This is a genomic window from Glutamicibacter sp. NPDC088483 (assembly GCF_044753145.1).
Classification (GTDB): domain Bacteria; phylum Actinomycetota; class Actinomycetes; order Actinomycetales; family Micrococcaceae; genus Glutamicibacter.
In genome coordinates, this window is the sequence record NZ_JBIVMP010000001.1 from 192,327 (window position 1) to 216,110 (window position 23,784).

22 protein-coding genes and 7 tRNA genes are annotated in these 23,784 nt (G+C 61.1%); 20 read left to right on the top strand and 9 right to left on the bottom strand.

The genetic code is table 11. The features are described 5' to 3' along the window. Positions 1-39 precede the first annotated feature (39 nt). The 5 genes from rpe to ACIP6G_RS00975 form a co-directional block, all read right to left on the bottom strand. Positions 40-702, bottom strand: coding sequence for a ribulose-phosphate 3-epimerase (rpe, locus tag ACIP6G_RS00955; RefSeq protein WP_400288189.1), 663 nt, complete (start codon positions 700-702; stop codon positions 40-42). Between the two features lie 28 nt (positions 703-730). Next, positions 731-2,254 (bottom strand): RsmB/NOP family class I SAM-dependent RNA methyltransferase, encoded by a 1,524-nt coding sequence (locus tag ACIP6G_RS00960; protein ID WP_400288191.1) that lies wholly within the window; start codon positions 2,252-2,254, stop codon positions 731-733. Next, positions 2,251-3,183, bottom strand: a complete 933-nt coding sequence (gene fmt, locus ACIP6G_RS00965; RefSeq protein ID WP_133834246.1) for a methionyl-tRNA formyltransferase — start codon at positions 3,181-3,183, stop codon at positions 2,251-2,253. Before fmt ends, ACIP6G_RS00960 begins: the two co-directional genes overlap by 4 nt. A 3-nt stretch (positions 3,184-3,186) precedes the next feature. Then, entirely contained in the window at positions 3,187-3,750 is a 564-nt protein-coding gene (gene def, locus ACIP6G_RS00970; RefSeq protein ID WP_133834247.1) for a peptide deformylase, read from the bottom strand. Between the two features lie 93 nt (positions 3,751-3,843). Next, entirely contained in the window at positions 3,844-4,686 is an 843-nt protein-coding gene (locus tag ACIP6G_RS00975) for a PD-(D/E)XK nuclease family protein (RefSeq protein WP_286172228.1), read from the bottom strand. Positions 4,687-4,878: 192 nt separating this feature from the next. Here ACIP6G_RS00975 and ACIP6G_RS00980 point away from each other — a divergent pair. The 9 genes from ACIP6G_RS00980 to ACIP6G_RS01020 all read left to right on the top strand — a co-directional run bounded on the left by ACIP6G_RS00980 (position 4,879) and on the right by ACIP6G_RS01020 (position 7,415). Then, positions 4,879-4,951 (top strand) — tRNA-Gly (locus ACIP6G_RS00980). Positions 4,952-5,005: 54 nt separating this feature from the next. Then, a tRNA-Cys gene (locus ACIP6G_RS00985) sits at positions 5,006-5,076 on the top strand. A 27-nt stretch (positions 5,077-5,103) separates the two neighbouring features. After that, positions 5,104-5,175: transfer RNA gene (locus tag ACIP6G_RS00990), tRNA-Val, on the top strand. 45 nt (positions 5,176-5,220) lie between these two features. Next, a tRNA-Gly gene (locus ACIP6G_RS00995) sits at positions 5,221-5,293 on the top strand. A 54-nt stretch (positions 5,294-5,347) separates the two neighbouring features. Next, positions 5,348-5,419: transfer RNA gene (locus tag ACIP6G_RS01000), tRNA-Val, on the top strand. A 45-nt stretch (positions 5,420-5,464) separates the two neighbouring features. Beyond that, positions 5,465-5,540, top strand: a tRNA-Gly gene (locus ACIP6G_RS01005). A 19-nt stretch (positions 5,541-5,559) separates the two neighbouring features. Further along, positions 5,560-5,635, top strand: a tRNA-Gly gene (locus tag ACIP6G_RS01010). Positions 5,636-5,872: 237 nt separating this feature from the next. Beyond that, on the top strand, positions 5,873-6,082 hold the full coding sequence (locus tag ACIP6G_RS01015; RefSeq protein WP_133834248.1) for an antitoxin: 210 nt from the start codon (positions 5,873-5,875) through the stop codon (positions 6,080-6,082). Positions 6,083-6,227: 145 nt separating this feature from the next. Continuing rightward, positions 6,228-7,415, top strand: a complete 1,188-nt coding sequence (locus ACIP6G_RS01020) for a benzoate/H(+) symporter BenE family transporter (RefSeq protein WP_400288193.1) — start codon at positions 6,228-6,230, stop codon at positions 7,413-7,415. Positions 7,416-7,439: 24 nt separating this feature from the next. Here ACIP6G_RS01020 and zapE read toward each other — a convergent pair whose 3' ends face one another. Continuing rightward, positions 7,440-8,480: a cell division protein ZapE gene (gene zapE / locus ACIP6G_RS01025; protein WP_400288195.1), complete on the bottom strand. Its 1,041-nt coding sequence runs from the start codon at positions 8,478-8,480 to the stop codon at positions 7,440-7,442. Positions 8,481-8,694: 214 nt separating this feature from the next. Here zapE and ACIP6G_RS01030 point away from each other — a divergent pair, with 214 nt between their 5' ends. From ACIP6G_RS01030 to ybaK, 3 genes are read left to right on the top strand one after another with little or no spacing between them, the layout of a single operon-like run. Then, entirely contained in the window at positions 8,695-9,609 is a 915-nt protein-coding gene (locus ACIP6G_RS01030; RefSeq protein WP_332594951.1) for a sulfurtransferase, read from the top strand. Continuing rightward, positions 9,606-10,046 carry a SufE family protein gene (locus ACIP6G_RS01035; protein WP_105656729.1) on the top strand — a complete coding sequence of 147 codons (441 nt, stop codon included), beginning with the start codon at positions 9,606-9,608 and terminating at the stop codon, positions 10,044-10,046. The genes ACIP6G_RS01030 and ACIP6G_RS01035 overlap by 4 nt, the downstream gene beginning before the upstream one ends. Before the next feature lie 57 nt (positions 10,047-10,103). Next, on the top strand, positions 10,104-10,607 hold the full coding sequence (gene ybaK, locus ACIP6G_RS01040) for a Cys-tRNA(Pro) deacylase (protein ID WP_400288198.1): 504 nt from the start codon (positions 10,104-10,106) through the stop codon (positions 10,605-10,607). A gap of 85 nt (positions 10,608-10,692) precedes the next feature. Here ybaK and ACIP6G_RS01045 read toward each other — a convergent pair whose 3' ends face one another. Then, a complete protein-coding gene (locus tag ACIP6G_RS01045) occupies positions 10,693-11,916 on the bottom strand; it encodes an alpha/beta fold hydrolase (protein ID WP_332594949.1) in 1,224 nt (407 codons plus the stop codon). A 62-nt stretch (positions 11,917-11,978) separates the two neighbouring features. Between ACIP6G_RS01045 and msrB the strand changes: the two genes are divergently transcribed. From msrB to ACIP6G_RS01085, 8 genes are all read left to right on the top strand, one after another. Next, positions 11,979-12,422: a peptide-methionine (R)-S-oxide reductase MsrB gene (msrB, locus tag ACIP6G_RS01050; RefSeq protein ID WP_105656732.1), complete on the top strand. Its 444-nt coding sequence runs from the start codon at positions 11,979-11,981 to the stop codon at positions 12,420-12,422. 149 nt (positions 12,423-12,571) lie between these two features. Further along, the gene (locus ACIP6G_RS01055) at positions 12,572-13,957 is read left to right on the top strand and encodes a DUF6421 family protein (protein ID WP_332486054.1); all 1,386 of its coding nucleotides are present in this window, start codon (positions 12,572-12,574) and stop codon (positions 13,955-13,957) included. Between the two features lie 22 nt (positions 13,958-13,979). Then, positions 13,980-14,684: an SDR family oxidoreductase gene (locus ACIP6G_RS01060; RefSeq protein ID WP_400288201.1), complete on the top strand. Its 705-nt coding sequence runs from the start codon at positions 13,980-13,982 to the stop codon at positions 14,682-14,684. A gap of 82 nt (positions 14,685-14,766) precedes the next feature. Further along, positions 14,767-15,828, top strand: coding sequence for a threonine aldolase family protein (locus ACIP6G_RS01065; protein ID WP_400288202.1), 1,062 nt, complete (start codon positions 14,767-14,769; stop codon positions 15,826-15,828). A 61-nt stretch (positions 15,829-15,889) separates the two neighbouring features. Beyond that, positions 15,890-16,528, top strand: coding sequence for a DUF3000 domain-containing protein (locus ACIP6G_RS01070; RefSeq protein ID WP_400288204.1), 639 nt, complete (start codon positions 15,890-15,892; stop codon positions 16,526-16,528). A gap of 46 nt (positions 16,529-16,574) precedes the next feature. After that, the gene (locus ACIP6G_RS01075; protein WP_332486048.1) at positions 16,575-17,825 is read left to right on the top strand and encodes an HRDC domain-containing protein; all 1,251 of its coding nucleotides are present in this window, start codon (positions 16,575-16,577) and stop codon (positions 17,823-17,825) included. 158 nt (positions 17,826-17,983) lie between these two features. After that, complete coding sequence (locus ACIP6G_RS01080; protein ID WP_400288206.1) at positions 17,984-19,234, top strand: thiolase family protein; 1,251 nt, start codon at positions 17,984-17,986, stop codon at positions 19,232-19,234. 10 nt (positions 19,235-19,244) lie between these two features. After that, positions 19,245-21,368, top strand: coding sequence for a 3-hydroxyacyl-CoA dehydrogenase NAD-binding domain-containing protein (locus tag ACIP6G_RS01085; RefSeq protein WP_400288208.1), 2,124 nt, complete (start codon positions 19,245-19,247; stop codon positions 21,366-21,368). Between the two features lie 200 nt (positions 21,369-21,568). Here the strand turns inward: ACIP6G_RS01085 and ACIP6G_RS01090 are convergent, their stop codons facing one another. Both ACIP6G_RS01090 and ACIP6G_RS01095 read right to left on the bottom strand, forming a co-directional pair. Continuing rightward, a complete protein-coding gene (locus ACIP6G_RS01090) occupies positions 21,569-21,700 on the bottom strand; it encodes a putative transporter small subunit (RefSeq protein ID WP_219844114.1) in 132 nt (43 codons plus the stop codon). Beyond that, complete coding sequence (locus tag ACIP6G_RS01095) at positions 21,700-23,391, bottom strand: sodium:solute symporter family protein (RefSeq protein ID WP_400288210.1); 1,692 nt, start codon at positions 23,389-23,391, stop codon at positions 21,700-21,702. The genes ACIP6G_RS01090 and ACIP6G_RS01095 overlap by 1 nt, the downstream gene beginning before the upstream one ends. Positions 23,392-23,784 lie beyond the last annotated feature (393 nt).

The window sequence follows — 23,784 nt, forward strand, 5'->3', positions numbered from 1 at the left end:
CGTGTTTACTGAGTTTATTCTGACACACTTTGTGCGCCGCTAGTGACCGCCCAGCGCAAGATTGCGTAATACATCGATTTCCACCGATGGATCCTGGGCCGAGTACACCGCGGAACCGGCGACGAAGACATCCGCACCGGCTTCGGCGGCGCGCAGGATCGTGTCGCGCGAAATGCCGCCGTCAACCTGCAGCGCAATCGGCTTGCCGCTGCCGTCAATGGCAGCCCGGGCACGCTCGATCTTGGGAAGGACCAGATCCAGGAACTTCTGGCCGCCGAAACCTGGTTCCACGGTCATCAGCAGAACCATGTCCAGCTCGCCGAGCATGTCCAGGTAGGGTTCGATCGGCGTGGCCGGGCGCAAGGCCATGGCGGCCCTGGACCCGGCGGAACGCAATTCACGAGCCAAGCGGACAGGAGCTGCCGAAGCCTCGGCATGGAAAGTCACCGAATCCACGCCGAGCTGCGCGTATTCCGGGGCCCAGCGATCCGCGTTCTCAATCATCAGGTGCACATCGATCGGCAGCTTGCTGACCTTGTTCAGCGCATCAACCACGGGCAAGCCCAAGGTCAGATTGGGAACGAAATGGTTGTCCATGACATCCACGTGGACCGCGTCGGCAGTGTGGATGCGGTCCAGCTCGCTAGCGAGGTTCGCAAAATCGGCGGACAGGATCGACGGGTTGATCCGCGCATTACGCATGGATGCTCCTTGGAATACTCGGGCTTGGCTAGGCTTTTTTGGTCAGGATTGCCATGAACATGGCGTCGGTGCCGTGCACGTGCGGCCACAGCTGCACGGTGCTCCCATCGCCCAGTGCATGGCCTGCCGATGGCGCGTCCTGATACATCACCGAGGAAACCGCGGCGCTGGTATCCAGCAGTGCCGCGTTTTCGTGGTGCTTCAAGAAGTCTTCCACAACCAGGCGGGTTTCGGCCTGATGCGGCGAACAGGTGACGAAGCCGATGACGCCGCCGACGCGGACCGCGTTGAAGGCTGCAGCGAGCAGCTCGCCTTGCAACTTGGTCAGTTCCGGAATGTCGCGCGGGGCTTTGCGCCAACGCGATTCCGGGCGGCGGCGCAATGCGCCCAAGCCGGAGCAAGGGGCATCGACCATGATGCGGTCGTAGTCCCCTGCATAGTCCAGACCGCCGAAGCTGCGCCCGTCGTCACCGGTGACCATCCAGTAGTCATGCGGCACCGCAGCCAACGAGTTCTCGACCAGGCGAGCGCGGTGCGGTGTTGGCTCGTTGGCAGTCAGGCGGGCGTCGCGCTGCACGGCGATCGCTGCGAGCAGCGCCGCCTTTCCGCCTGGACCTGCGCAAAGATCCAGCCAGTAGCGGTCCTCGCCGGCTTCGGGCAATTCGATAGTAGCCAGGGCGCGGGCCAAGACCTGGCTGCCGGCATCCTGGACACGCACGGTGCCTTCCTTGACCCCTGGCACACGCGAGACGTCGCCGTGCTTGTAGGTGGCCGAATCAGCCAGCAAGGTGCCCGGTTCCGCCCCGGATTCCAGGGCGCCGGACAGATCGCCCAACCCCGGCAGGGACACCAGGTTCACCAGCGGCGCCAGGTTATCCGCTTCCAGCAGGGCTTCGAGTTCGCTGGCGTCGCGGCCATGGGAAATCAGCGCGCCACGCAAGGCCCGGACAATCCAATCCGGGTGCGAGTGCTCGATGGCCAGCCGCTCGGACTCCGAAGCGGCAGCATTGCCCAGCAGTTCGGTCCATTCGTCGGCTTCCTTGGCCGAAACGCGCCGCAGTACGGCGTTGATCAGGCCGGACGGACCGGCACCGATCTGCGCACGAGCCAGCGACACGGTTTCATCCAGGGCGGCATGCTTGGGCACACGCATGGCCAGCAGCTGGTGGGCGCCCAGGCGCAGCGCATCGAGGATGGCCGGATCCAGCTCGGCCAGCGGACGGTCAACCAGGGTGGTCAGGATCGCGTCGTAGAACCCCTGGCCGCGCAGTGCCCCGTAGGCCAGTTCGGTGGCGAAGCCCGCGTCGCGGCGGTCAAGCTGGTATTCGCGGATCATCTTCGGCAGCACCAGGTTGGCATAGGCATCCGCGCCGGATACCTCACGCAGGGTCTTGAAAGCTACCAGGCGTGCCGGGTCGGCCGCGCGCTTTCGCTGGCCGGGTGCGGATGCCGAATACTTGCGCGGGCCGGCCTGGCCGCGGTTGCGGGTACGGCCCTGCTCATTGCGGCGATCATTGTCGCGGTATCCGCCGCGTGGTTCCTGTCCGCTCATGCGAAGCTCACTTTCGTTCCCTGGGTGAGCACTCCACGTGCCCAGTCGCTGGCGTTCATCATTTTCTTGCCCGGAGGCTGGATTTCGGTGGGCTGCAGGGCCCAGGTGGCGGTGCCGATGTATACCTTCGGCTGCTTGCCTGGCTCGATGCGCACTTCGCCTGGCGCAAGGTCGGTGATCTCGCGGTGCTCACGCAGTGGACCGAATTTGAAGCGCTTGTCTTCGGCCTTGACCCAGGCGCCCGGGGACGGGGTGGTTCCGTGGGCGCGCCGACGGATTTCCGTGGCGGTCCGGGTGAAGTCCAGCTCCGCATCCACGTCGGTAATCTTCGGTGCGTAGGTGTGCGATCCGGACTGCGGAATGGCAATGGCCTGCCCGGAATCCAGAGCTTGCAAGGTCTGCACCAGCAGGTTCGAGCCGGACCGGCTGAGCCGTTCGAGCATGATGCCTGCGGTGTCCAGTTCACCAATTCTCTCGGTGACCTGTCCGAATACCGGACCTGTGTCCAGTCCGGTTTCCAGCTGGAAGGTGACTGCACCGGTGATGTCATCGCCGTTGATAATGGAATGCTGCACCGGAGCGGCACCCCGCCAGTGCGGTAGCAAGGAGAAGTGCAGGTTGATCCAGCCATAGGTTGGAACTGCCAATGCCGCCTCCGGCACTAGCCCTCCATAGGCGACGATGGCCGCGGCTTCAAGATCCAAGGCCGCAAGTTCGGCGGTAGTTTCTTCGGTGATCTTGGCAGCCTTGATGATCGGCAGGCCAAGCTCTGCGGCGCGAGCGGCAACCGGCGATGGGGTCAGCACGCGTTTGCGTCCCAACGGGGCATCGGGACGGGTGAGCACTGCGGCAATTTCAAAACCGGCCTCGTGCAGGTAATCCAGGGAAGTGACGGCGACCTGTGGTGTGCCGGCGAATAAAATACGCATGAGTTAGAACCCCAATCCTGCGCCAAAGCTGGAGCCCAGGGCTCCGGAACGTTTCTTTACGGTGGCGTTAGCGGTCTGCGAGTAGTTGTTGGCCCGCAAGGTGCGCCACGCCGCTTTCTTTTCTTCTGGTGCCAGCCGGTCCAGGAACAAGATGCCGTCCAGGTGATCGGTTTCGTGCTGGAAGCAGCGGGCGAGCATGTCGGCGCCTTCGAGTTCTACCGGGTTGCCGAACTTATCGAAGCCGGTGGCCCTGACATAGCGCCGGCGCCGAACTGGTGCTGCAATGCCCGGGATGGACAGGCAGCCCTCCACCTGGTCTTCCTGGTAATCCTCGCTGAGCTCCAGCACCGGATTCACGATATGTCCGCGTTTTTCGCCAATTTGGTAGGTGAAGACACGCAGGGAAACACCGACCTGCGGTGCGGCAAGTCCTGCACCGGTGACGTTTTCCATCGTCTGATCCATGTCTTCGACGAGCTTCTGGAGCTCCGGGCCAAAGTCGGTCACCTCCTGCGCTGGGGTGCGTAGAACGGGGTCTCCGATGATCCGAATTCCCAAAATCGCCATAATCCGCTGGTACCTTCCCTGCCGTGGACATTGGTATTAGGTTTCGCAATGCCGAAAGCTAACCGTTCCAGTCTACGCGGTGGGCGTGCGACTTTATTGAGCTGGCGGCGTGATTTCGGCCAGTGAGGCACGCGACTGCGCGATCCTGAATGAGGCTTCCCAATTCCGGCGCAAGGCATAGAACTTGGACCAGTAGTCGGGCAAAGCTGGAGGTGGGGCCATGAAGGTGCGTGCCCCGGTCTCGCCCAGGGCTACGGCGAGCAGCATGGCATCGGTCCCGTGCTCCCACCCTTTCCACGTGCCTTGTTCGGCATCGACTACTTGCTCTTCGGCTTTGCATGCGGCCGCGAGCTGCATGATCACCTTGTCGTCAGGACGCTTGACGAAGCCGTCGCGGTCGGTGTTTTTGGTCTTGTAGTCAACGAGACAGGTTCGACCGCCAATCTTGGCGACCAGGTCGATGGTGCCGGCGTAGCCGACGCTGTGATTCCAAACCGTCACCTCGGCGGCAATGGGCTGGACGTTGTAGTCTTCCCACCATTGGTCAAAGTGGCGTGCGAAGCCCAACTCCTTATTCGCTTCGAGCGCGGCTTGAGCTGCGCCCAGGTCATGTTCCAGATCCAGCGCTTGCAGGGCGCGCTGCTCCGCGTAGTTATGCACCCGGTCCCCGCGCATGGCCGCGGAATCCCGATAAGCTTCGGCCGCACCGGCTGCATCTCGCACGAGTGAGCGCAATTGGCGCGGGTCCCCCACCGCTTGCACCAGCCGATGATCATCGGAAAGCGACTTGGCCGCCATGTACCCGGCCCAGCCGGAGAGGTCGAGCTTGTCCATGCCGATGACTGTGGTGATGGATGGGACAATCGCTTCCCCGCCGACTTTTCGGCTGTACATGCGGCCCAGGTCTGTTTGAATAGCCAGTTTTGGTGACGTCATGCACACGATCATGGCATGCACTCGGATTGCTTCGCTCCTAGTCGAGACGGAAAAATCAATTTTCCGCGTAGTTCCGCGGTTTTTAGGCCATGTGAACCAGATCTCAGCGTTTCGATTTGTGGGGATGCGAAAACTCGTATAGAGTTTTTACTCGTTGGAGCGAACGGAAACGTTCAGAAAACAACACATTTTGCGGACATAGCTCAGCTGGTAGAGCGCAACCTTGCCAAGGTTGAGGTCGCGAGTTCGAACCTCGTTGTCCGCTCGCAAAAAGATTCACCGACTAGGTAAAACTAGTCACTCTGACTTCGGTCAGTATGGTGGGGTGGCCGAGAGGCGAGGCAGCGGCCTGCAAAGCCGTATACGCGGGTTCGAATCCCGTCCCCACCTCGCAATGAAGATTGCTTGATCTTTTTTGCGCGATTGGCGCAGCGGTAGCGCGCTTCCCTGACACGGAAGAGGTCACTGGTTCGATCCCAGTATCGCGCACGGAATCATGGTTCACCAGACCATGGATCTAATAACTAAATATATGCGGTCATAGCTCAGCTGGTAGAGCGCAACCTTGCCAAGGTTGAGGTCGCGAGTTCGAACCTCGTTGACCGCTCTGTGAATTCATAAGGCAATTTTGAATTCTGTCGAGATTCCTTGCGAATCTTCGGCGCGATTGGCGCAGCGGTAGCGCGCTTCCCTGACACGGAAGAGGTCACTGGTTCGATCCCAGTATCGCGCACGGAATCATGGTTCTCCAGACCATGGATCTACTAATTAAATATATGCGGTCATAGCTCAGCTGGTAGAGCGCAACCTTGCCAAGGTTGAGGTCGCGAGTTCGAACCTCGTTGACCGCTCCAAATAATTGAATATAGTTTTGCGGTCATAGCTCAGCTGGTAGAGCGCAACCTTGCCAAGGTTGAGGTCGCGAGTTCGAACCTCGTTGACCGCTCCAAATAAAGATGGGAATCACTTTTCGTGATTCCCATCTTTGCTTTAACCATCGTTCCAGGCGGCCACCACTTCCCTGACTAGTAAATAGCTAACCTGTGTGCAATCTGACAGCCACCAGCAAAACACCTAGGCAACTGGGGAAATGTCCCTAATGCACTTCCATGCGTTGGCCTGAGCCTTTAGGGTGGGTGGTAGTTGTGGAGCTACAGGGGTTCCCACAGACGAATGGAGGTGCAGCATGGCAGGATTTGATGATCTGCGTGGCAAGGCAGAGGAATTCGCCAAGGAGAACCCGGAGCAGGTATCCCAGGGTATCGAACAGGCTGGTGATTTTGTCGATGACAAGACCGGCGGCAAGTTCGCCGAGCAGGTAGACGGTGTCCAGCAGGGCGCTGGCGACTACCTCAATGGCCTTGGCGGAGGCGAAGGCGAGAATAACGAGGCCTAATTCCTCGACGCACTCCCCTCGGCTTGCCCGAGCATCCTGGGAAGGTACCGACCGAGGTCGGTGCCTTCCCTGCTTTAACGTCATATCAGGGGAATTAATTCATGCCGATTTTCGGCCAACCGGCGCCACCCTGTAGAAAAAGAGTATGACTCGTCACACGCCCCCAGGTGAAGCTGGCCTTTTCCATTCCGTGCTTGCGGGATTGATCACCACCATGGTGGGGTTTGTAGCATCCTTCGCTGTCGTACTGGCCGGATTATTCCAGGTCGGAGCTTCGAGCGAACAGGCGGCCTCAGGCTTATTCGTCCTGTCCCTCTGCGTAGGCCTGAGCACCATTGCGCTTTCGCTGCGATACCGCCAGCCGATCAGCATTGCATGGTCCACTCCCGGTGCAGCGATGCTCGCCTCACTGGCTCCCGGAGTGTTCGGGTTCAATCAGGCAGTGGGGGCATTCATCGTCAGCGGCGCGCTGATCATGTTGACCGGTCTGGTACCGTCCTTGCACCGGCTGCTCACTCGTATTCCGGTCCCAATTGCCCAAGGCATGCTCGCCGGTGTCTTGATTCCGCTGTGCCTGAAACCATTTACAGCCGTGGCCAGCATCCCGTTGCCCGCGTTGGGTATCCTCCTGGTGTTCTTCATCGGGCTCAGGATCCTTCCGAAATTCGCTGTAGCGCTGAGCATGCTGGCGGCGGTGGGTTTCGGCCTATGGCATATTGGCCGCACCGCGACGTGGGATTCGCTCGAAGTTCTTCCGCAGCTGCAATGGGTCAGTCCTGAATTCTCCTGGCAGGCCATTGCCAGCATCAGCGTTCCGTTGTTCGTGGTGACGATGGCATCGCAGAATATTCCGGGCGTGGCCGTGCTCAGCTCCTTCGGGTACACAGCGCCGTGGCGCCCCACCATGCTGGCGACCGGAGTGGGGTCGGCTAGCGGCGCGTTCTTCGGCGGGCATGCCATCAATCTGGCGGCAATCACCGCGGCGCTGGCTGCCGGAGAGCAGGCCGGCCCGGACCCCCGGCTGCGCTGGCGGGCGGCGGCGAGTTCAGGCGTCTTCTACTTGGTCTTCGGTGCCTTGAGCGCGCTGATCGTATCGGTGGCCAGCGCCTCGCCCGAGGGGCTGTTCCAGGCGGCGGCGGGCTTGGCCTTGCTGGCAACACTCGCCAATGCGCTGCTCGGAGCGATGGCCGATTCCTCCTGGCGGTTGAGCGCATTGACCACGGTCCTGGTCGCTGCCGGTAATCTCACGCTCTTCGGGATCGGTGGTGCCTTCTGGGCCTTGGTGGCAGGGCTCTTAACGCACTTCATCGTCGAGCGCAGGGCTCGACGATGAAGTGGCGGGACAGGTGTTTCCGGCTTAGAGGGCTGGTTCTCCAACTTGGCCTTCACGAGCCAAAGCGGTCAGGCGCGAGACGGCACGGAAGTACTTTTTCTGGTAGCCGCCGGACATCATTTCCGGGGTGAACAGTTCGCTGAATGGCTTGCCTGAGGCAACGATTGGCACGTCCTTGTCGTACAGGCGGTCCGCAAGAACCACGAAACGCAGGGCGATGGCCTGATCGGTGATGGTATCCACGTTGTGCAGAACCAGCACATCAGTCTCGGAAAGCAACTGGCGGTAACGCGACGGGTGAACCTTCGAAAGGTGAGCCACCAGATCCTCGAAGTTGTCATCGGCCAAGGTCTTGTCCGGGTAGCGATCCAGGGCGAATGCCTTGATGCTCGCATCGTCCAAGGGCTCGGGGGCATCGGGCAGGCCACGGTGGCGGAAGTCTTCGCCTTCGACGCGGTGCACGTCGAACTGCTCTGACAGGGTCTTGATTTCACGCTGGAAATCCACTGCCGCGAAGCGCCCCTCGCCCAGCGCACCAGGCAGGGTGTTGGAGGTTGCCGCCAGCTTCACGCCAGCATCGGACAGCTCGCGCATCAACCGGGACATCAGCACGGTGTCCCCCGGATCATCCAGTTCGAACTCGTCGATGCAGACCAGCGAGTATTGGCTGAGCACTTCAACGGTCTGGCGGAAAGACAGCGCGCCAACCAGGTTGGTGTACTCAACGAAGGTGCCGAAGGCCTTGCGGCCCGGGGCTGCATGCCACAGGGAGGCGAGCAGGTGGGTCTTGCCTACGCCGAAGCCGCCATCGAGGTAGATGCCGTTCTTGGTTTCCTTCTTCTTGCCGAAAAGCTTGGAGAAGAACGAACCGGAGTTGTTCTTGCCCACGGTTTCTGCGAAAGCCTTGAGCTTATTGACGGCTTCGGTCTGCGAAGGCTGGTTAGGATCCGGGCGATAGGTATTGAAGGACACTTCACCAAAGCGGTAGGACGGGTGGAATCCGGCCAGCAGTTCTTCGATTGAAAGATTCGGCTTGGTCTCGCTCAGGTGGGTGATCGTCGCCATTGGCTGTGGGAGTCCTTCAGTTGATTGCTCAGGAAATGGTCGGGAAGCCGTGGCTTTCCCATCGGCCAGTTTACCTTGAACGCGGCGAATCATTGCCGAAAATGTCGTAGAGCACACTGGGTTCGCAATGGATGAGGACTAGGCTAGAAGTAATGCCCGTGCCCGCTGTTTCCAGCGTGGCAAAAACTGACACCCGCAAGGATCGTGATTAGGAATGTCGTTGCCCGTCGAGTCCAACGAGAAATATGCAGCCTACGCTCACCCAGAACGACTGGTTTCCACCCAGTGGGTGGCAGACAACCTCGGAGCCGAGAATCTCGTAGTACTGGAATCGGATGAGGACATCTTGCTGTATTCCACTGGCCACGTGCCAGGCGCACTGAAGATTGACTGGCACACGGAGCTGAACGACGAAGTCACGCGCGACTACGTTGACGGCGAAGGCTTCGCACAGCTGATGGCCGCCAAGGGCATCACCCGCGAGTCGACCGTGGTCATCTACGGCGACAAGTCCAACTGGTGGGCCGCCTACGCGCTGTGGGTCTTCACACTTTTCGGCCACGAAGATGTACGCCTGATGGACGGCGGCCGCGACAAGTGGATCGCTGAAGGCCGCGAGCTGAGCACCGAGAAGCCGGCCGTGACCGCCACCGAATACCCTGTGATCGAGCGCGTCGACTCCGAGATCCGCGCTTTCCTTCCGGAGGTCCTGAAGCACCTGGGCAACCCGCTGATCGACGTGCGTTCGGCCGAGGAATACACCGGCGAACGTACCCACATGCCGAATTATCCGGAAGAAGGCGCTCTGCGCGGCGGGCACATCCCAACCGCCGCATCGGTGCCATGGGCCAAGGCTGCGGCCGAGGACGGCACCTTCCGCTCGCGCGGAGAATTGGAAGCCATCTACCTCGACGGCGCCGGCCTGAAGCCGGGCGACGATGTGGTGGCCTACTGCCGCATCGGTGAACGTTCGAGCCACACCTGGTTCGTGCTCAAGCACCTGCTGGGCTTCGAAACCGTGCGCAACTACGACGGTTCATGGACCGAATGGGGCAACGCGGTCGGCGTGCCCATCGTTCGCGGCGAAGCCGCCGGCGAGATGCCTGCACAGCGCGGAGCCCGCGCATGAGCCAGCTCCCCGATGCACTGAACGAAATCGTCGAGGAGTTCACCGAGGTGCCCGAGGCCGACCGCCTGGAACTGCTGCTGGAGTACTCGCGCGAGCTGCCCGAGCTTCCAGCACGCCTGGCTGATCATCCTGAACTATTCGAGCAGGTTGTCGAATGCCAGTCGCCGCTGTTCTTGGCCGTCGAGGTCTCGGCCGAAGCGAATAACCCGGTGGGACTGTTCTTCTCCGCTCCCCCGGAGGCTCCAACCACCCGCGGCTTCGCCTCGGTGCTGGCTGCCGGCCTGGACGGCGCGGAGGCCGCAGCGATTCTCGCCGTTCCCGATGACATGCCCCAGCAGCTGGGTCTGACCCGTGCGCTGTCGCCGTTGCGCATGCGCGGCATGACCGCCATGCTCGGCCGCATTAAGCGCCAGATCTCAGAGCAGCTGCCTGCGTAGGTTTTGCCTCGAACGCAGCTAGAAGCCAATAAGCAGTAGTTAAGGATCCCCAAGCACGTGGGCAAGAAGAAACAGGCCGCCTCCACCCCGGCGACCGCCGCACTGGATGCGGCAGGTATCAGCTATGTAGCGCACAGCTATGCGCATAGCGACTTGGCCGAAAGCTACGGCGCCGAAGCAGCCGAGCAATTGGGTGCCAGTGGCGACCGGGTCTTCAAGACCCTGATGGTCTCCACCGGAGCCAACGCCACCCAGGATCTGGCCGTCGCAGTGGTGCCAGTGAATGCGAAGCTGGATCTGAAGGCGATTGGCACCGCGTTGGGCAAGAAGAAGGCGCAGATGGCTGACAAGGCTGCCGCCCAGCGACGCAGCGGCTATGTCCTGGGCGGGATTTCCCCGTTCGGGCAGCGCCAGAAAACCGCTACCGTCATTGACTCCAGTGCGCAGCAGTTCGAGACGGTATTCATTTCTGGCGGGCGCCGCGGTTTCAGCCTGGAGATCGCTCCGCGAGATGCCGCGAAGGCGACCGGAGCCATTTGGGCGCCGATCGCCTCCGGCTAGACAGCGATTGGCCAAAAAAGGGCCCTGCCTGCGGGATCGAGATCTGTTGATCGTTCTCGCGGGCAGGGCCCTTTGCCGCCTTGGACTACTGGACTTGAAGCAGCGACATGCGCTTGCTCAAGAAGTCGGTGATCGCCCGGGCAAAACCCTGTGGATCCACATTCGGCTCACGCGTGTGCCCTGCCTTGGCAAAGGTCTTGAGCGTGACCAAATCCGGGCGCAGCGCCGCCAGTTTCAAGCTCGGGCCATTAGGGACGAACTCGTCATCACGGCTGTGCATTATCAGCGTCGGGAATTTCAATTCGTCCGCGCGGTCCACCCAATTCAACCGGCGCAGATTGACCGGGGCCGCTTGGCCGGTGACCCAGCGCCCTGCCTTATTGGACAGCAGCCACTGGCCAAACAGGCCCACCGATTGCGGGATCTTATTGGCCCGGGCCTGGTGCGAAAGCACATCTACCCAATTGATTACCGGGCCGACCAGCATGAGCGAGTCAATATGGTGGGCCAGCTTGCTCCGATCGGCGGCCTGCAGGCTGATGGCACCTCCCATGGACCAGCCCAGCAAGATGATCTGCTTCGCTCCGCGGTCCAGTGCGAATTGGATACCCGATTCCACGTCATGCCATTCGGTATCGCCCAGACCGTAGCGGCCATCCGGGGCGCTCGGAGCCAAACCGTCATTGCGGTAGCTCATCAGCAAGGTCGTAACCCCGAGTTCGCTCAAGGCAGGCAGCGCCCGAATGGTCTCATTACGTCGGGCGCCTCGGCCGTGCACGCCAATCACCCAGACATCTTCGTTCGTGGAGCCACGCACCAGCCAGGCTGGACCGTCGCCGCCATCCAGGGGCACGACTACGTCTTCTGCGTCAAAGCCCAGGTCCGCGGGGTGCTCGTAAATTGCCCCGGATAGGTTGCCGCGGCGTACTCCCTGGAGGGTGCCGTGATAGATCTTCTCGATTTTGCGCGCAACCAGGCGGGATTTGCCCGGAACGGCTTCCGGCGCGGAAAGCCGCAGCGCGCAGGAGTCGAATTCGGTGAGGAAGCTGCACGGACCAGGTTCGCTGGTATCGGCGTCCTTGTTGAAATGCAACCAGAGTTTGCCCTCGGCATCGGTGACGACCTCCCGGATGATGCTGTTGCCGGTGCGGCGTTCTTCCGGGGTCACTACACGTCGGGCGAAGTAACCGGCGAGCGCTGATACGCTGGCGGCCACCAGGGAACCAGCGCCCAGTCCCAGCCCAACCCCAATCAGGGTTGCAGGCACTGCGCTGCGGGGTTGCATGGTATCTACGATGTTCCGAGCCATGTTTTCATCTTTCCATGACCTGGCCCGGGAATCATCTAGCCTGCTCAAGCGTTTTACATTGCATGAATGATGAATCGGTAAACCAATCAGCACAGCCAGCAGACGAAGCAACCGCGCGCAGCGATGTGCAGTGGCAGCAGATCCTCTCTTCCGAGGAATTCCGCGTATTGCGCCAAGCAGGGACCGAGCGTCCATTTACCGGCGAATACTGGGATACCACTACCGAGGGCGTGTACTCCTGCCGAGCCTGCGGTTCGGAACTGTTCGCCAGCACTACGAAGTTCGATGCCGGTTGCGGCTGGCCTTCCTTCTTCGCGCCGTTGGCCGAAGATCGGGTGCGCTATATCAGCGACGAGTCCATGGGCATGAAGCGTGTTGAGGTGCGTTGCGCCAATTGCGATTCGCATATGGGCCACGTTTTCGAGGGTGAAGGTTTCCAAACCCCAACCGATCTGCGTTACTGCATGAACTCTTTGAGCTTGACCCTGCGTCCTGCTCAGGGCTAATGCCTTTGTCGGTGGCAAGGCCTGGATCACATTTAGAGCAAGAGTTGCTTATTCACTGACGACTTAGCATCACCTTTTCTGTTGTTTGAGCGTAGCGTTCAAGGTAAGCACTTGAGCGCTGCCCCAAACATGAAAAGAAGGTGTATGAAATGACTCAGATTTCCTCCAAGCCAGTACCGGCCACCGACGCAGAAGTACTGCAGATCGCAAACTCGGAAGCTTGGCTGACGCTGAAGTCTGCCGCCACCGAGTTCCAGGGCCTCCAGGCACAGGACGGTTCCTTGGCCGACAGCGCATCTGCACCACAGGCTGCCAAGCTCGTTGATTCCATCATCGAGTCGGTGCAGTCCTTGCGCGTGCACTTCGAGCACGACGCAGAGTACCTCGAACAGCTGGTCACGGACCTGCGCCAGTGGGCAGATGCAGGCTTCGGCGTTCCCGACTTCCTCGATTCGCTGATGCAGTTCCAGCCCCAGGCCCAGCGCATTGACGGCCTGCTGCATCTGGTGCTTTTCCCGATGTACACCCAGAACGGTTCAACCAACCGCCACCTCGAAGCCGTGCTGGTGCAGGTCATGTGGCCTGAGTTCATTGCCGACCTGGAGAGCAAGGACTACGCCAACGCCCTGTTCGTGCCGCTGCGCTTCATCGACTTCACCGAAGGCTACAACACCAATTCCGCGGTGCTCTTCCCGGAGTCGGTCGCCATTCGGCAGACTCCGTCATTCACTTGGGGCGCGATCTTCCAGGATCGTGAGGCTGTACGCTTCCGCAAGGTCCTGCAGGAAGCTACACGCATCACCAACCTCGAACTGCCCGATGACGCCGCAGAGCTGCTCAAGGACCAGCACCTGACCGAAGAAACCTTCATCATGTGGGACCTGATTCACGACCGCACCCACATGCGTGGCGATCTGCCATTCGACCCGTTCATGATCAAGCAGCGCATGCCGTTCTTCCTTTACTCGCTCGAAGAACTGCGTTGCGATTTGACCGCGTTCCGCGAATGCATGAAGATCGCCGCCAACCCGGCTTCGGATCAGAAGAGCGCCAAGATGGCCAAGCTGGTGCAATACGCGGTGATCTTCGACCGCATCTTCCGCTTCGCCATCACCGGCTCGCGCGTACGCAACTACGACGGTCTCGGTGGCCAGTTGCTGTTCGCATGGATGCACCAGCACCATGTACTGCACTGGACCGACACCAAGTTGAGCATCGATTGGGATCAAGTACCCGAGGTGGTTGCAGCCTTGGGGGATGCGATCGACGAACTGTATTGGAAGTCCATCGACCGTCCGAAGCTGGCTCACTGGCTTGCTGCCTACGAACTGGTTTCGGCCACCGTCACCCCGAACCCCGCGTCGGTCTGGGCCAAGGGTCCGGATGCCCTGCCGCTGACCGCACCACTACGTGAAATCACCGACCAGGTCATGGACGATGAATTCCCGCTGTCGATGTTCTACGAAGCTCTGAATAAGAAAATGGCCACCGTCATCGAATCGACCAAGGGCATGACCGGGGCAACGAAAATCTAGCCTTTCCTCTAGGCTAGAAAATGTGAGCAAAGAAAGAATCTCCTTGAACGAGACATCCAGACTAGTGCTCCTTGCCGGTGCTACTTCCGCCTCCGGCATTGCCAGCGCCACCGCGCTGGTTGATGCCGGAGCGCGTGTGCTTGCAGTGGGAAGCAACCAAGAGCGCCTCGACGAACGCCTCCCGTTCGTTCATGCCCGCTATGAATGCGATCTGGGCGACTTCGCAGCGGTCAAGCAATTGGCGCTGCGGATTCATGAAGAGCACGGCAGCATCGATGCGCTGATCCACCTGGTAGGTGGCTGGCGTGGCGGTAAGTCGATCACCGGCCAAACCGACGAGGACTGGGATTTCTTGCACAGCAGCGTGCTGACCACCCTGCGCAACACCTCCCGCGCCTTCGTCGATGATCTGGTCGCCTCCCCCGCAGGCCGCTTGGCGATAGTCAGTTCCGAGGCAGTGCTGAATCCGACCCCGTCCAATGCCAACTACGGTGCGGTCAAGGCCGCAGCGGAACACTGGGTCAATGCCATCGCCCGCCTGTTCGCCAAGCAGGCAGAAAATGCCGCCGCGGTGAGTTGGGTCGTCAAGGCATTGAGCGACAAGTCTCCCGAAGAAACGCCTTCCGGGCAGACCCCGGTGCAGTTTCTTGCCCAGGCCGCAGTGGCTTTGCTTGGCCAGGATGCCCGCGAGCTCAACGGCACCCGGGTTGCATTGCCCAAGGCCTGATTACTGGCCGGTGCACACCTCTGGGCGCTGCACTGGCATAGCTTTCGACTTCACCCCTTGAACTACTAAGGACCTCCACAGCATGACTTTTACCCACGACTCTTCGATTCGCGGATTCGCTTCGGATAATTATTCTGGCGTGCACCCGCGCATCATGGATGCGATTGCCCGCGCCAACGGCGGCCACCAGATCTCCTACGGTGAGGACCAGTACACCGAGGAACTAGGCAACGTCGCCCGCAATGCCTTTGGCCCGGAAGCCCAGATCTTCCCGGTTTTCAACGGCACCGGCGCCAACGTCATCGCCTTGCAGTCCTTGCTTCCACGCTGGGGCGCTGTCATCTGCGCATCTTCTGCACATATCAACGTGGATGAGAACGGTGCGCCGGAGCGCATCGGCGGCTTCAAGCTGCTGCAGGTTGACACTCCCGACGGCAAACTGACTCCAGAGCTGATCGACCAGGAAGCATGGGGCTGGGGCGACGAGCACCGCGCGCAGCCGCTGGCCGTGTCGATCACCCAGGCCACCGAGCTGGGCACCCTGTACACCCCTGGGGAAATCAAGGCCATCACCGACCACGCGCACAAGCTGGGCATGAAAGTGCATCTGGATGGCTCGCGCCTGTCCAACGCCGCGGCCTCCCTGGGCGTGCCGTTGCGCGCGCTGACCACTGACGTCGGCGTGGACATTGTTTCCCTCGGCGGCACCAAGAACGGCATCCTGCTCGGTGAGGGCATTCTGACTCTGCGCAGCGAACTGGCCCAGGACCTGAAGTACCTGCGCAAGATGAACATGCAGCTGGGTTCGAAACTGCGCTTCATCTCCGCACAGCTGATCGAGCTTTACGGCACCGATCTGTGGCGCGAATTGGCAAGCCACTCCAACGCCATGGCCGCCAAGCTCTCGCAGGCAGTTGAGGAAATTGACGGAGTCCAGCTGGTCTACCCGACTCAGGCCAACGGCGTCTTCGCCCAGCTGCCTACCGAGGTCAGCGACCAGCTGCGCGAGCACTTCCGCTTCTACGACTGGGATCGCGCGGCCAGCCAAGTGCGCTGGATGTGCTCGTTCGACACCACCGAGGAAGATGTTGCAGCGTTCATTGCCAAGCTGCACGAGCTGCTCGGCGCCTACGCCGCCGCTTAGCATGAACCCGCGGTCGGCGCGCCGTACCCATGCTCGGGTACGGCGCGCTTAGACTCAAATTGTGACCAATGATCGCCCTGCTTCCGCCATTCCGAAGGCCTTTGCCACGGCCCTTGAAGAGTTGTCGCATGCCAAGGTGCGCAAGGAACTGAAATTCACCGAAATTCCGGCCCCTGGCAGGCTGGCGCCGTTCGCGCTGGCACTCAGCGGCGACGTGATGGATGTGGTTGCTCCCGGACACGGCCCCCAGGGCCAGGAGATTGGCCGCACCCCGTTCCTCCAACCAGCCGAGCAGCTGGCCACCGGACGCTTCATCCTCCTCTTCGACCCCGCAGGCCAAGAACTGTGGAATGGCCAATTCCGCATCGTCACCTACATTCGGGCCCGCCTGGATCATGAAATGGGCCAGGATTCCATGCTGGCTTCCGTCGCGTGGTCATGGCTCGAAGAAGCCCTGCGCGATCGCGACGCCGCATACCATTCCGCTGGCGGTACTGCGACCCGGGTAATTTCCGAATCCTTCGGCAATCTCGCCGGGGAACAAGACCATATCGATATTGAGCTGCGTGCTTCCTGGTCCCCGGACTCTGACCATCTGGGAGCGCATCTGAGCGCGTGGGCCGATATGGTTTGCACTTTCGCCGGCCTGCCTCCCCTGCCCGAAGGCGTGCAGCAGCTGCCTCATCGCCGCCTGAGCTAGCGATTATCAATGCGATGGAGCCGAATAGTCCTAGAATGGAAGCACCATGCCGAATTCTGACTCTTCCGCTCCCGCATCATCCACCACTGCCAACGAGGCCGCCGCACCCGTTCTGACGCCACTAAGTGCGCCGCGCGACGGGATCCCCGAAGTCATCGACACCGCACCTGCCTTGCGCCGTGCAGTGCGCGCACTGGAAGCCGGCACCGGCGATCTGGCCGTGGATACCGAAAGAGCCAGCGGGTTCCGCTACGGCCAGCGCGCCTTCTTGCTGCAGATTCGCCGAGAAGGTGCGGGTACTTGGCTGATCGACCCGGAAACCCTGGACGATCTGTCCCCGCTGCGCGAGTTCGTCAACGAGCAGCCCTGGATCCTGCATGCGGCCACCCAGGATTTGCCGTGCCTGCACGAATTGGGCATGTCCCCTACCTCGCTGTTCGATACCGAGATGGCTGGCCGTCTTGCGGGATTCCCCCGCGTCTCGCTGGGTACCATGGTGGGCGAATTGCTCGAGCTGCAGTTGGCCAAAGAACATTCGGCAGTGGACTGGTCCACCCGCCCGTTGCCTGAATCATGGCTGAACTACGCCGCACTGGATGTGGAAGTTCTCGAAGAGCTGCGCCAGGCCATCACCGCGGTGCTGGAAGAGCAGGGCAAGCTGGATTTCGCCTTCCAGGAATTCGAGTACGAACGCAATCTGCCTGACCCTTCCCCGGCACAGGTGCCGTGGCGCAAATTGTCCGGCATCCATAAGCTCAAGAGCCGACGCAACCTGGCGGTAGCTCGCGAACTGTGGCTTTCCCGCGAAGCCCTGGCGCAGAGCCGCGACGTTGCCCCGGGTCGGCTCATTCCCGACCGCGCAATCATGGCCGCCGTGGATCAGCGCGCCACCAGCGTTCCAGCGCTCTTGCAGATCCCCGGGTTCCACACGCGCAATGCCAAACGCGATGCCGCACGCTGGGTCGACGCGATCAAGCGCGGCAATAGCACCAGGGACCTGCCCGACCTGCGCGCCCCCAAGCCGGACTTGCCGCACCCCCGCTCATGGGCCGAAAAGAACCCGGCCGCGGCGAACCGGCTGGACGCGGCCAAGCTGGTCGTCAATGAGGTGAGCGAGCACTGGAATATTCCCGGCGAGAATCTCTTGACCCCGAAGTACCTGCGTGAATTGTGCTGGAATGCGCCGGCTCGCATCAGCGAGGCAAGCGTAGCGGACATGCTGGAAAATCTCGGTGCCCGCCAGTGGCAGCGTGGACTTCTTGCGGACAAGCTGGCCATCGCGTTGAAGCAGGCCTAGGCGGTTTCCAAGAAGGATTCACCGAGGGTTCCCGGATTTGCGAGGTGATGCACTTGCACTTCAAGTTACTACTGAGTAACGTATGGTTCAGGTCACAGTGATGCTGGCCACTGCCCGGTCTTCACGGGCAGCATGAACCAACCCCAAGGAGCCCGACGGTGAGTGCCAACGCTTCGACCGTGCGCAACAATGCGCGCCCTTCGCTCGACGACCGCGATGTCGTCTTCATCGACGGGGTACGCACCCCATTTGGCAAAGCCGGCGAGAAGGGGATCTACCACGGTACCCGCGCCGATGACCTTGCCGTCAAAGCCGTACGCGGCCTGCTGGAACGCAACCCGGAAGTTCCTGCCGAAAAGATCGACGAGATCTCCATGGCCGCAACTACGCAGTCCGGCGACCAGGGCTTGACCTTGGGCCGCACCGTGGGCCTGCTCTCCGGTATCCCCAAGTCCGTTCCGGGCTTCGCCATCGACCGCATGTGCGCCGGAGCGATGACCGCAGTCACCGCGACCGCCGGCGGCATCGCTTTCGGCGCCTACGACGTAGTGGTCGCCGGCGGCGTGGAGCACATGGGCAACCACCCAATGGGCGCCGGAGCGGACCCGAACCCGCGCTTCCTCTCCGAGCGCATCGTCGACCCGCAAGCATTGAACATGGGCAATACCGCGGAGAACCTGCACGACCGCTTCCCTGCGATCACCAAGGAACGCGCCGACCGCTATGCTGTCGCATCGCAGGCCAAGCTGGCCAAGGCCTACGAGAACCAGCAGATCCAGGCCGATCTGATCCCCGTGGCAGCCAAGCGGCCGGGCGAAGGCTGGGCCGTGAACTCGGCTGACGAACCGCCACGGCCAGGCACCACCATGGAATCGCTGGCCGAACTGCGCACCCCCTTCCGCGCCCACGGACGCGTGACCGCAGGCAACGCAGCAGGCTTGAACGACGGAGCCACCGCCGCCCTGCTGGCCAGCGGCGCGGCAGTGCGCGAACTGGGCCTGGAACCGAAGATGCGCATGGTCTCCTTCGCCTTCGCCGGCGTGGACCCGGACGTGATGGGCTACGGGCCGGTGCCGGCCACCGAAAAGGCCCTGGCCAAGGCCGGCCTTGGCATCAACGACATCGGCCTGTTCGAAATCAACGAGGCTTTCGCCGTGCAAGTGCTGTCCTTCCTCGACTACTACGGAATCAACCAGGACGATGAGCGCGTGAACCGGTACGGCGGTGCCATCGCGGTGGGGCACCCGCTGGCCTCTTCCGGCGTGCGCCTGATGTCCCAGCTGGCCCGCCAGTTCTCCGAGGACCATTCGGTGCGCTATGGCATCACCACCATGTGCATCGGCTTGGGCATGGGCGGCACAGTGATCTGGGAGAACCCAAACCACGCGGACTTCGGCAGCAAGGCATAAGGAAGAGACAATGACTGCAATGAGCAAAGATTTCCAGGCTGTCGCGCAGCTGATGCACGATGAGACTGTCACCCACACCTTCGTGAAGGATGTGGCCTTGCCAAGCGGCAAGACACTGGCACTGCTGACCCTGGATAACGGCCTGGACCACAAGAAGCCGACCACCCTCGGGCCCAATGGCCTGCTGGAACTGCGCGCCGCGCTGGAAGTCCAAGCAGAACGCGCCAAGAATGGCGAGATCGATGCCCTGGCGATCACCGGCAAGCCGTACTTCCTGATTGCCGGTGCCGACCTGTCGGCCGTCACCCGCCTGAGCGCACCGGATCAAGCAACCGCCATGGCTTCGCTGGGCCACTACACCTATGAGCTGCTTGCCGATTTGGGCGTTCCGACCTTCGCTTTCATCAACGGCCTGGCGCTCGGCGGCGGCTTGGAAATCGCGCTGGCTTGCAACTACCGCACGGTCAGCACCGCCGCGGGCGCTTTGGGCCTGCCAGAAGGTTTCCTCGGCCTGATTCCGGGTTGGGCCGGCGTATACCGCCTGCCCCGCCTAGTCGGCCCCGAGAACGCGCTGAAGGTCATGATCGAGAACCCGCTGAACAGCAACCGCACCCTCTCCGGTCCGGCAGCCGCCAAGATGGGGGTGGCCGACGCCCTGTTCGAACCAGCTGACTTCATCGAGCACTCCATTGCCTTCGCTGACGGTGTCATCTCCGGAACCACAGAGGTCAAGCGCCCCAATGCGGTCGATCCAACCGATCCCGAGGTTGCTCGCCGCTGGCTGGATGCGGCCGACGCTGCCGAAAAGTTCGTCGATGCGAAGCTGTCCGGCGCGGCCCCGGCACCGTACAAGGTGCTTGAGGTCTTCCGCAAGGGCCTGGCCATCTCGCAGCAGGAATCAGCAGTCCTTGAAGTCGAAGCGCTGACTGGGCTGATGAGCACCCCGCAGTTCCAGAACACCGTGTACGCCTTCCTGGACCTGGTCCAGAAGCGCGGCAAGCGCCCCGCCGGCGCACCGGATCCAAAGCTCGCGCGCCCCGTCACCAAAGTGGGTGTCGTTGGCGCAGGGTTGATGGCTGGCCAGCTGGCCCTGCTGTTCGCCCGCCGCCTGAACGTTCCGGTGGTTATCACCGATCTGGATCAATCGCGCGTGGACAAGGGCCTTGCCTACATCCATGGCGAGATCGACAAGCTGCACGCCAAGGGCCGCATGAGCCAGGATGCGGTCAACCGCACCAAGGCTCTGGTTACCGGATCGGTCACCAAGAAGGCGTTCGCGGATGCCGACTTCGCCATCGAGGCCGTCTTCGAAGAGCTGAATGTGAAGAAGCAGGTTTTCGCAGAGGTTGAAGCGGTGGTCTCCCCCGAGTGCATCCTGGCCACCAACACTTCCTCGCTCTCTGTCACCGAGATGGGCCGCGACTTGTCGTATCCAGAGCGCCTGGTCGGTTTCCACTTCTTCAACCCGGTAGCCGTGATGCCGCTGCTGGAAATTGCTGCTACGGAGTGGACCAACGATTCCTCGCTGTCCACTGCATTCGTGCTGGGCAAGAAGCTGAAGAAGACCACGGTGAAAACCAAGGATTCTGCCGCATTCGTGGTCAACCGAGTACTGCTTCGCCTGATGAGTGAAGTCCAGGCCGCTTTCGACGAGGGCACCGACGCGAAGACAGCTGACTCGGCACTGACCCCCATGGGCCTGCCAATGAGCCCGTTGACCTTGTTGGCGATGGTAGGTCTGCCGGTCGCGCAGCATGTCAACGAGTCGCTGAACGCCGCTTTCGGCGAACGATTTGCCGTCTCGGAGAATCTGCAGAAACTGATCGATGCCAAGATCACTGCCCTCTGGGTCAAGGATGAGGCAGGCAACCAGGTGCTGAATCCCGAGGCTGAAAAGCTGATGGCCTTCGGCGATCAGCACTCGAGCAAGGAACAGATCCTGGCTCGTGTTCAAGATGCTCTGGCCGAGGAAATCGGGCTGCTGCTGGATGAGGGCGTCGTTGCCGAAGCAGCCGACGTCGATCTATGCATGATCACCGGTGCCGGCTGGCCAATGCACCTCGGTGGCATCACCCCGTACCTGGACCAGGTTGGCGCCTCCGAACGTGTCAACGGGAAGAGGTTCAACGGCTAGTACCTTCCGGGCCGTTCTTGGTTCCGGTGCTTCTCCCTGAGTGCTGGAACCATGCGAAATGCCGGGACCGCTTCCCTCATGAGGAAAGCTGGTCCCGGCTTCTTGCTGCCCCGTTAAGATGCAGGAACCCCGTACAGCTGGTAAATGCTGCTGTACGGGGTTCCTGCGCTCCATGGAGCGCCGCTTCGCGTGCCCGGTTACTAGATGATGTCTTCACCATTGCGGCGGGCTTCCAGCCATTCCTGGATAAAGCCCCTGCTGATGAAGAACAGTACTCCGGCCACTATAACTGGCCATACCAGTACGTACAGGCTCAAGAAAAACGTCGTCATTATTTGCCTCCCAGGCTCTTGGCATCGTGTCCGGCATCTGCAGCGTCAGGCTTTCCAGGTACTGCGTCGAAGTCGCCGGTGCGTACAGCGATGACATCGAAGTCGAATTCCATCTTGGATCTGAACGACAGCAGGTAGCAGACGATGGTACTGACCGAGTAGGCAACCAGCGAGGCGCTCAAGGTCGTGTAGTCGCGCAGGAAACCGAAGACGAACGGCGCGCTGGCCAGCATCGCGACGACACCGACAATCTTGGCAACGCGCAGGCCGAAGAACCCGAAGCTCATCAACGCCACGACCACGCCGATGCCAATCACCGACAGCAGCTCGATCAGCAAGCCGGTGACGCCATTGACTGGGATCAGTTCGAAGCGAACAGGGATGAAGATCGCCAGTGCAACGAGTACCGAAACGGTGAAGGCCTTGTTGGTGACCTTTTTCCAGTAGAAGCTGGCCAGAACCGGGAAGACCAGAGCACCCCAAAGAGCTCCGACGAAGACCAGCAGGTCCAGGATGTTCAGCTGCATGCTCGCGAAAGCGACTGCCAATGCGGTGGCAACGACCATGGTCGCACGGCCAATGAGCAGCATCTTCTTCGGATCGGCCTTGTCCTTGCCGGCAACGTTCTGGCCGTATACGTCAGCCATCACAATCGAAGACAGGGCCGCCAAGTCCGAGTCAGCAGTTGACGACAGCGCACCAATGATCATGATGAAGAACAATGCCAGCAGAACACCTGGCAGGTAGCTGGCAGCCATCTCGGGGATGAGGTTGTTCATGTCTCCACCCGACGGCTCGAACCCAAGGTACAGGGCGAGCACGCCGAGCATGCCCACGCCGATGACCATCGCGCCGTAGCCGATGGTTGCAGTGATGAAGGTTGGCTTGATCAAGTCCTCGCGTACTGCGAAGAGCCGCTGGGCAATAGTCTGGTTGCCAATTGCGTAGGCCAGAACGGCTGCAATGTAGGGTGCCCCCTGGCCCAGGAATGCTTCAGAGGAGAAGAAATTGGACTGTTGCGGGGTCAAGTTGCTCGCACCGGTTTCGAATGCGGCCGGGAACCCTGCGGCAAAGAAGATCGCCGGGACAATGATTGCTACAGCGCCCAGCATGCCTACGACCTGGACAAAGTCGGTCAGTACCGAGGCACGGAACCCGGACCACAGGGTGTAGAGCAGAACGCCACCGGCAACGGCCAGCACGCCCTGGATGAAGTTGAACGGCGAGAGCATCGAGATCAATACGCCACCGGCGATGAAGTTGGACATCAAGGAGATGACCGAACCGACAATATTCGACCCGGCCAGCATCAGCTGGCTGGAGCGGCCGTGGCGTGCATGCATGACCTCGGCGAGGGTGTGCGCGCGGGGCGCGACCTTGCGAATCCGCTTGCCGAATGGGTAGATGAACAGAATCATCAACGCGCCCCAGAGCCCATAGTGGATCGGACCGGAGATTCCATAGGTGTACCCGGAGGTGGCTGAGGCGTACATCGACGAAGCCCAGATCCAGGTAGCCGTCATACTTGCAGCGGAAATGCCGAATCCAATTTTATTTCCCGCCGTCATGTAGTCGTCGGCGTTCTCTTTTTTCTTTCCGATTCGGGTGGAAATAAAGAAGGTGCCTCCGTAGAAGAGCACCAATAGCAAGACAACAGTTAGGGCGCTGAACTGCACTATTTCGTTATTCACGCGCCACCTCCCTCTAATAGACAGTGATGAGATTCGCGCCGGGAGCTAAATGCTCAACCGGCGACTTATCCTGCACGTCTTCCTGCGAGATTCATCGCAAGGGGTAAATTTCAGCCGACGCGCACAAGCCCCTGGGCCCATGAACCACTTCCCTACACTCAAGTTTCGTTCGTTTCTCATTCGTATCGTTCATCCCTAGTCACGGGGAGCACCAGCTCGTGGATTCGTTCCAGACCTAGCGCTTTTGGCTTCACAACGTGAATCCGGACCCATGGTTTGCCTGCATCGCACTTGCGGCTATCCATATTGGCGCGCAATGGCGCTTCGGGTCAGTTCAGGCGCGGTACTCGCGTTGGCGAATACCGCCGGTTTTCCATCGGAGGGCTGCTACCC

What these genes read in the sequence shown, in the direction of transcription:
- ACIP6G_RS01065 (WP_400288202.1), top strand. Translation starts at nt 14,767, where the DNA reads ATGACTTTTACCCACGACTCTTCGATTCGCGGATTCGCTTCGGATAAT.
- fmt (WP_133834246.1), bottom strand. Translation starts at nt 3,183, where the DNA reads ATGCGTATTTTATTCGCCGGCACACCACAGGTCGCCGTCACTTCCCTG.
- ACIP6G_RS01090 (WP_219844114.1), bottom strand. Translation starts at nt 21,700, where the DNA reads ATGACGACGTTTTTCTTGAGCCTGTACGTACTGGTATGGCCAGTTATA.
- ACIP6G_RS01085 (WP_400288208.1), top strand. Translation starts at nt 19,245, where the DNA reads ATGACTGCAATGAGCAAAGATTTCCAGGCTGTCGCGCAGCTGATGCAC.
- ACIP6G_RS00960 (WP_400288191.1), bottom strand. Translation starts at nt 2,254, where the DNA reads ATGAGCGGACAGGAACCACGCGGCGGATACCGCGACAATGATCGCCGC.
- def (WP_133834247.1), bottom strand. Translation starts at nt 3,750, where the DNA reads ATGGCGATTTTGGGAATTCGGATCATCGGAGACCCCGTTCTACGCACC.
- ACIP6G_RS01055 (WP_332486054.1), top strand. Translation starts at nt 12,572, where the DNA reads ATGACTCAGATTTCCTCCAAGCCAGTACCGGCCACCGACGCAGAAGTA.
- ACIP6G_RS00975 (WP_286172228.1), bottom strand. Translation starts at nt 4,686, where the DNA reads ATGACGTCACCAAAACTGGCTATTCAAACAGACCTGGGCCGCATGTAC.
- ACIP6G_RS01045 (WP_332594949.1), bottom strand. Translation starts at nt 11,916, where the DNA reads ATGGCTCGGAACATCGTAGATACCATGCAACCCCGCAGCGCAGTGCCT.
- ACIP6G_RS01035 (WP_105656729.1), top strand. Translation starts at nt 9,606, where the DNA reads ATGAGCCAGCTCCCCGATGCACTGAACGAAATCGTCGAGGAGTTCACC.
- msrB (WP_105656732.1), top strand. Translation starts at nt 11,979, where the DNA reads ATGAATGATGAATCGGTAAACCAATCAGCACAGCCAGCAGACGAAGCA.
- ACIP6G_RS01030 (WP_332594951.1), top strand. Translation starts at nt 8,695, where the DNA reads ATGTCGTTGCCCGTCGAGTCCAACGAGAAATATGCAGCCTACGCTCAC.
- ACIP6G_RS01015 (WP_133834248.1), top strand. Translation starts at nt 5,873, where the DNA reads ATGGCAGGATTTGATGATCTGCGTGGCAAGGCAGAGGAATTCGCCAAG.
- rpe (WP_400288189.1), bottom strand. Translation starts at nt 702, where the DNA reads ATGCGTAATGCGCGGATCAACCCGTCGATCCTGTCCGCCGATTTTGCG.
- zapE (WP_400288195.1), bottom strand. Translation starts at nt 8,480, where the DNA reads ATGGCGACGATCACCCACCTGAGCGAGACCAAGCCGAATCTTTCAATC.
- ACIP6G_RS01075 (WP_332486048.1), top strand. Translation starts at nt 16,575, where the DNA reads ATGCCGAATTCTGACTCTTCCGCTCCCGCATCATCCACCACTGCCAAC.
- ACIP6G_RS01020 (WP_400288193.1), top strand. Translation starts at nt 6,228, where the DNA reads ATGACTCGTCACACGCCCCCAGGTGAAGCTGGCCTTTTCCATTCCGTG.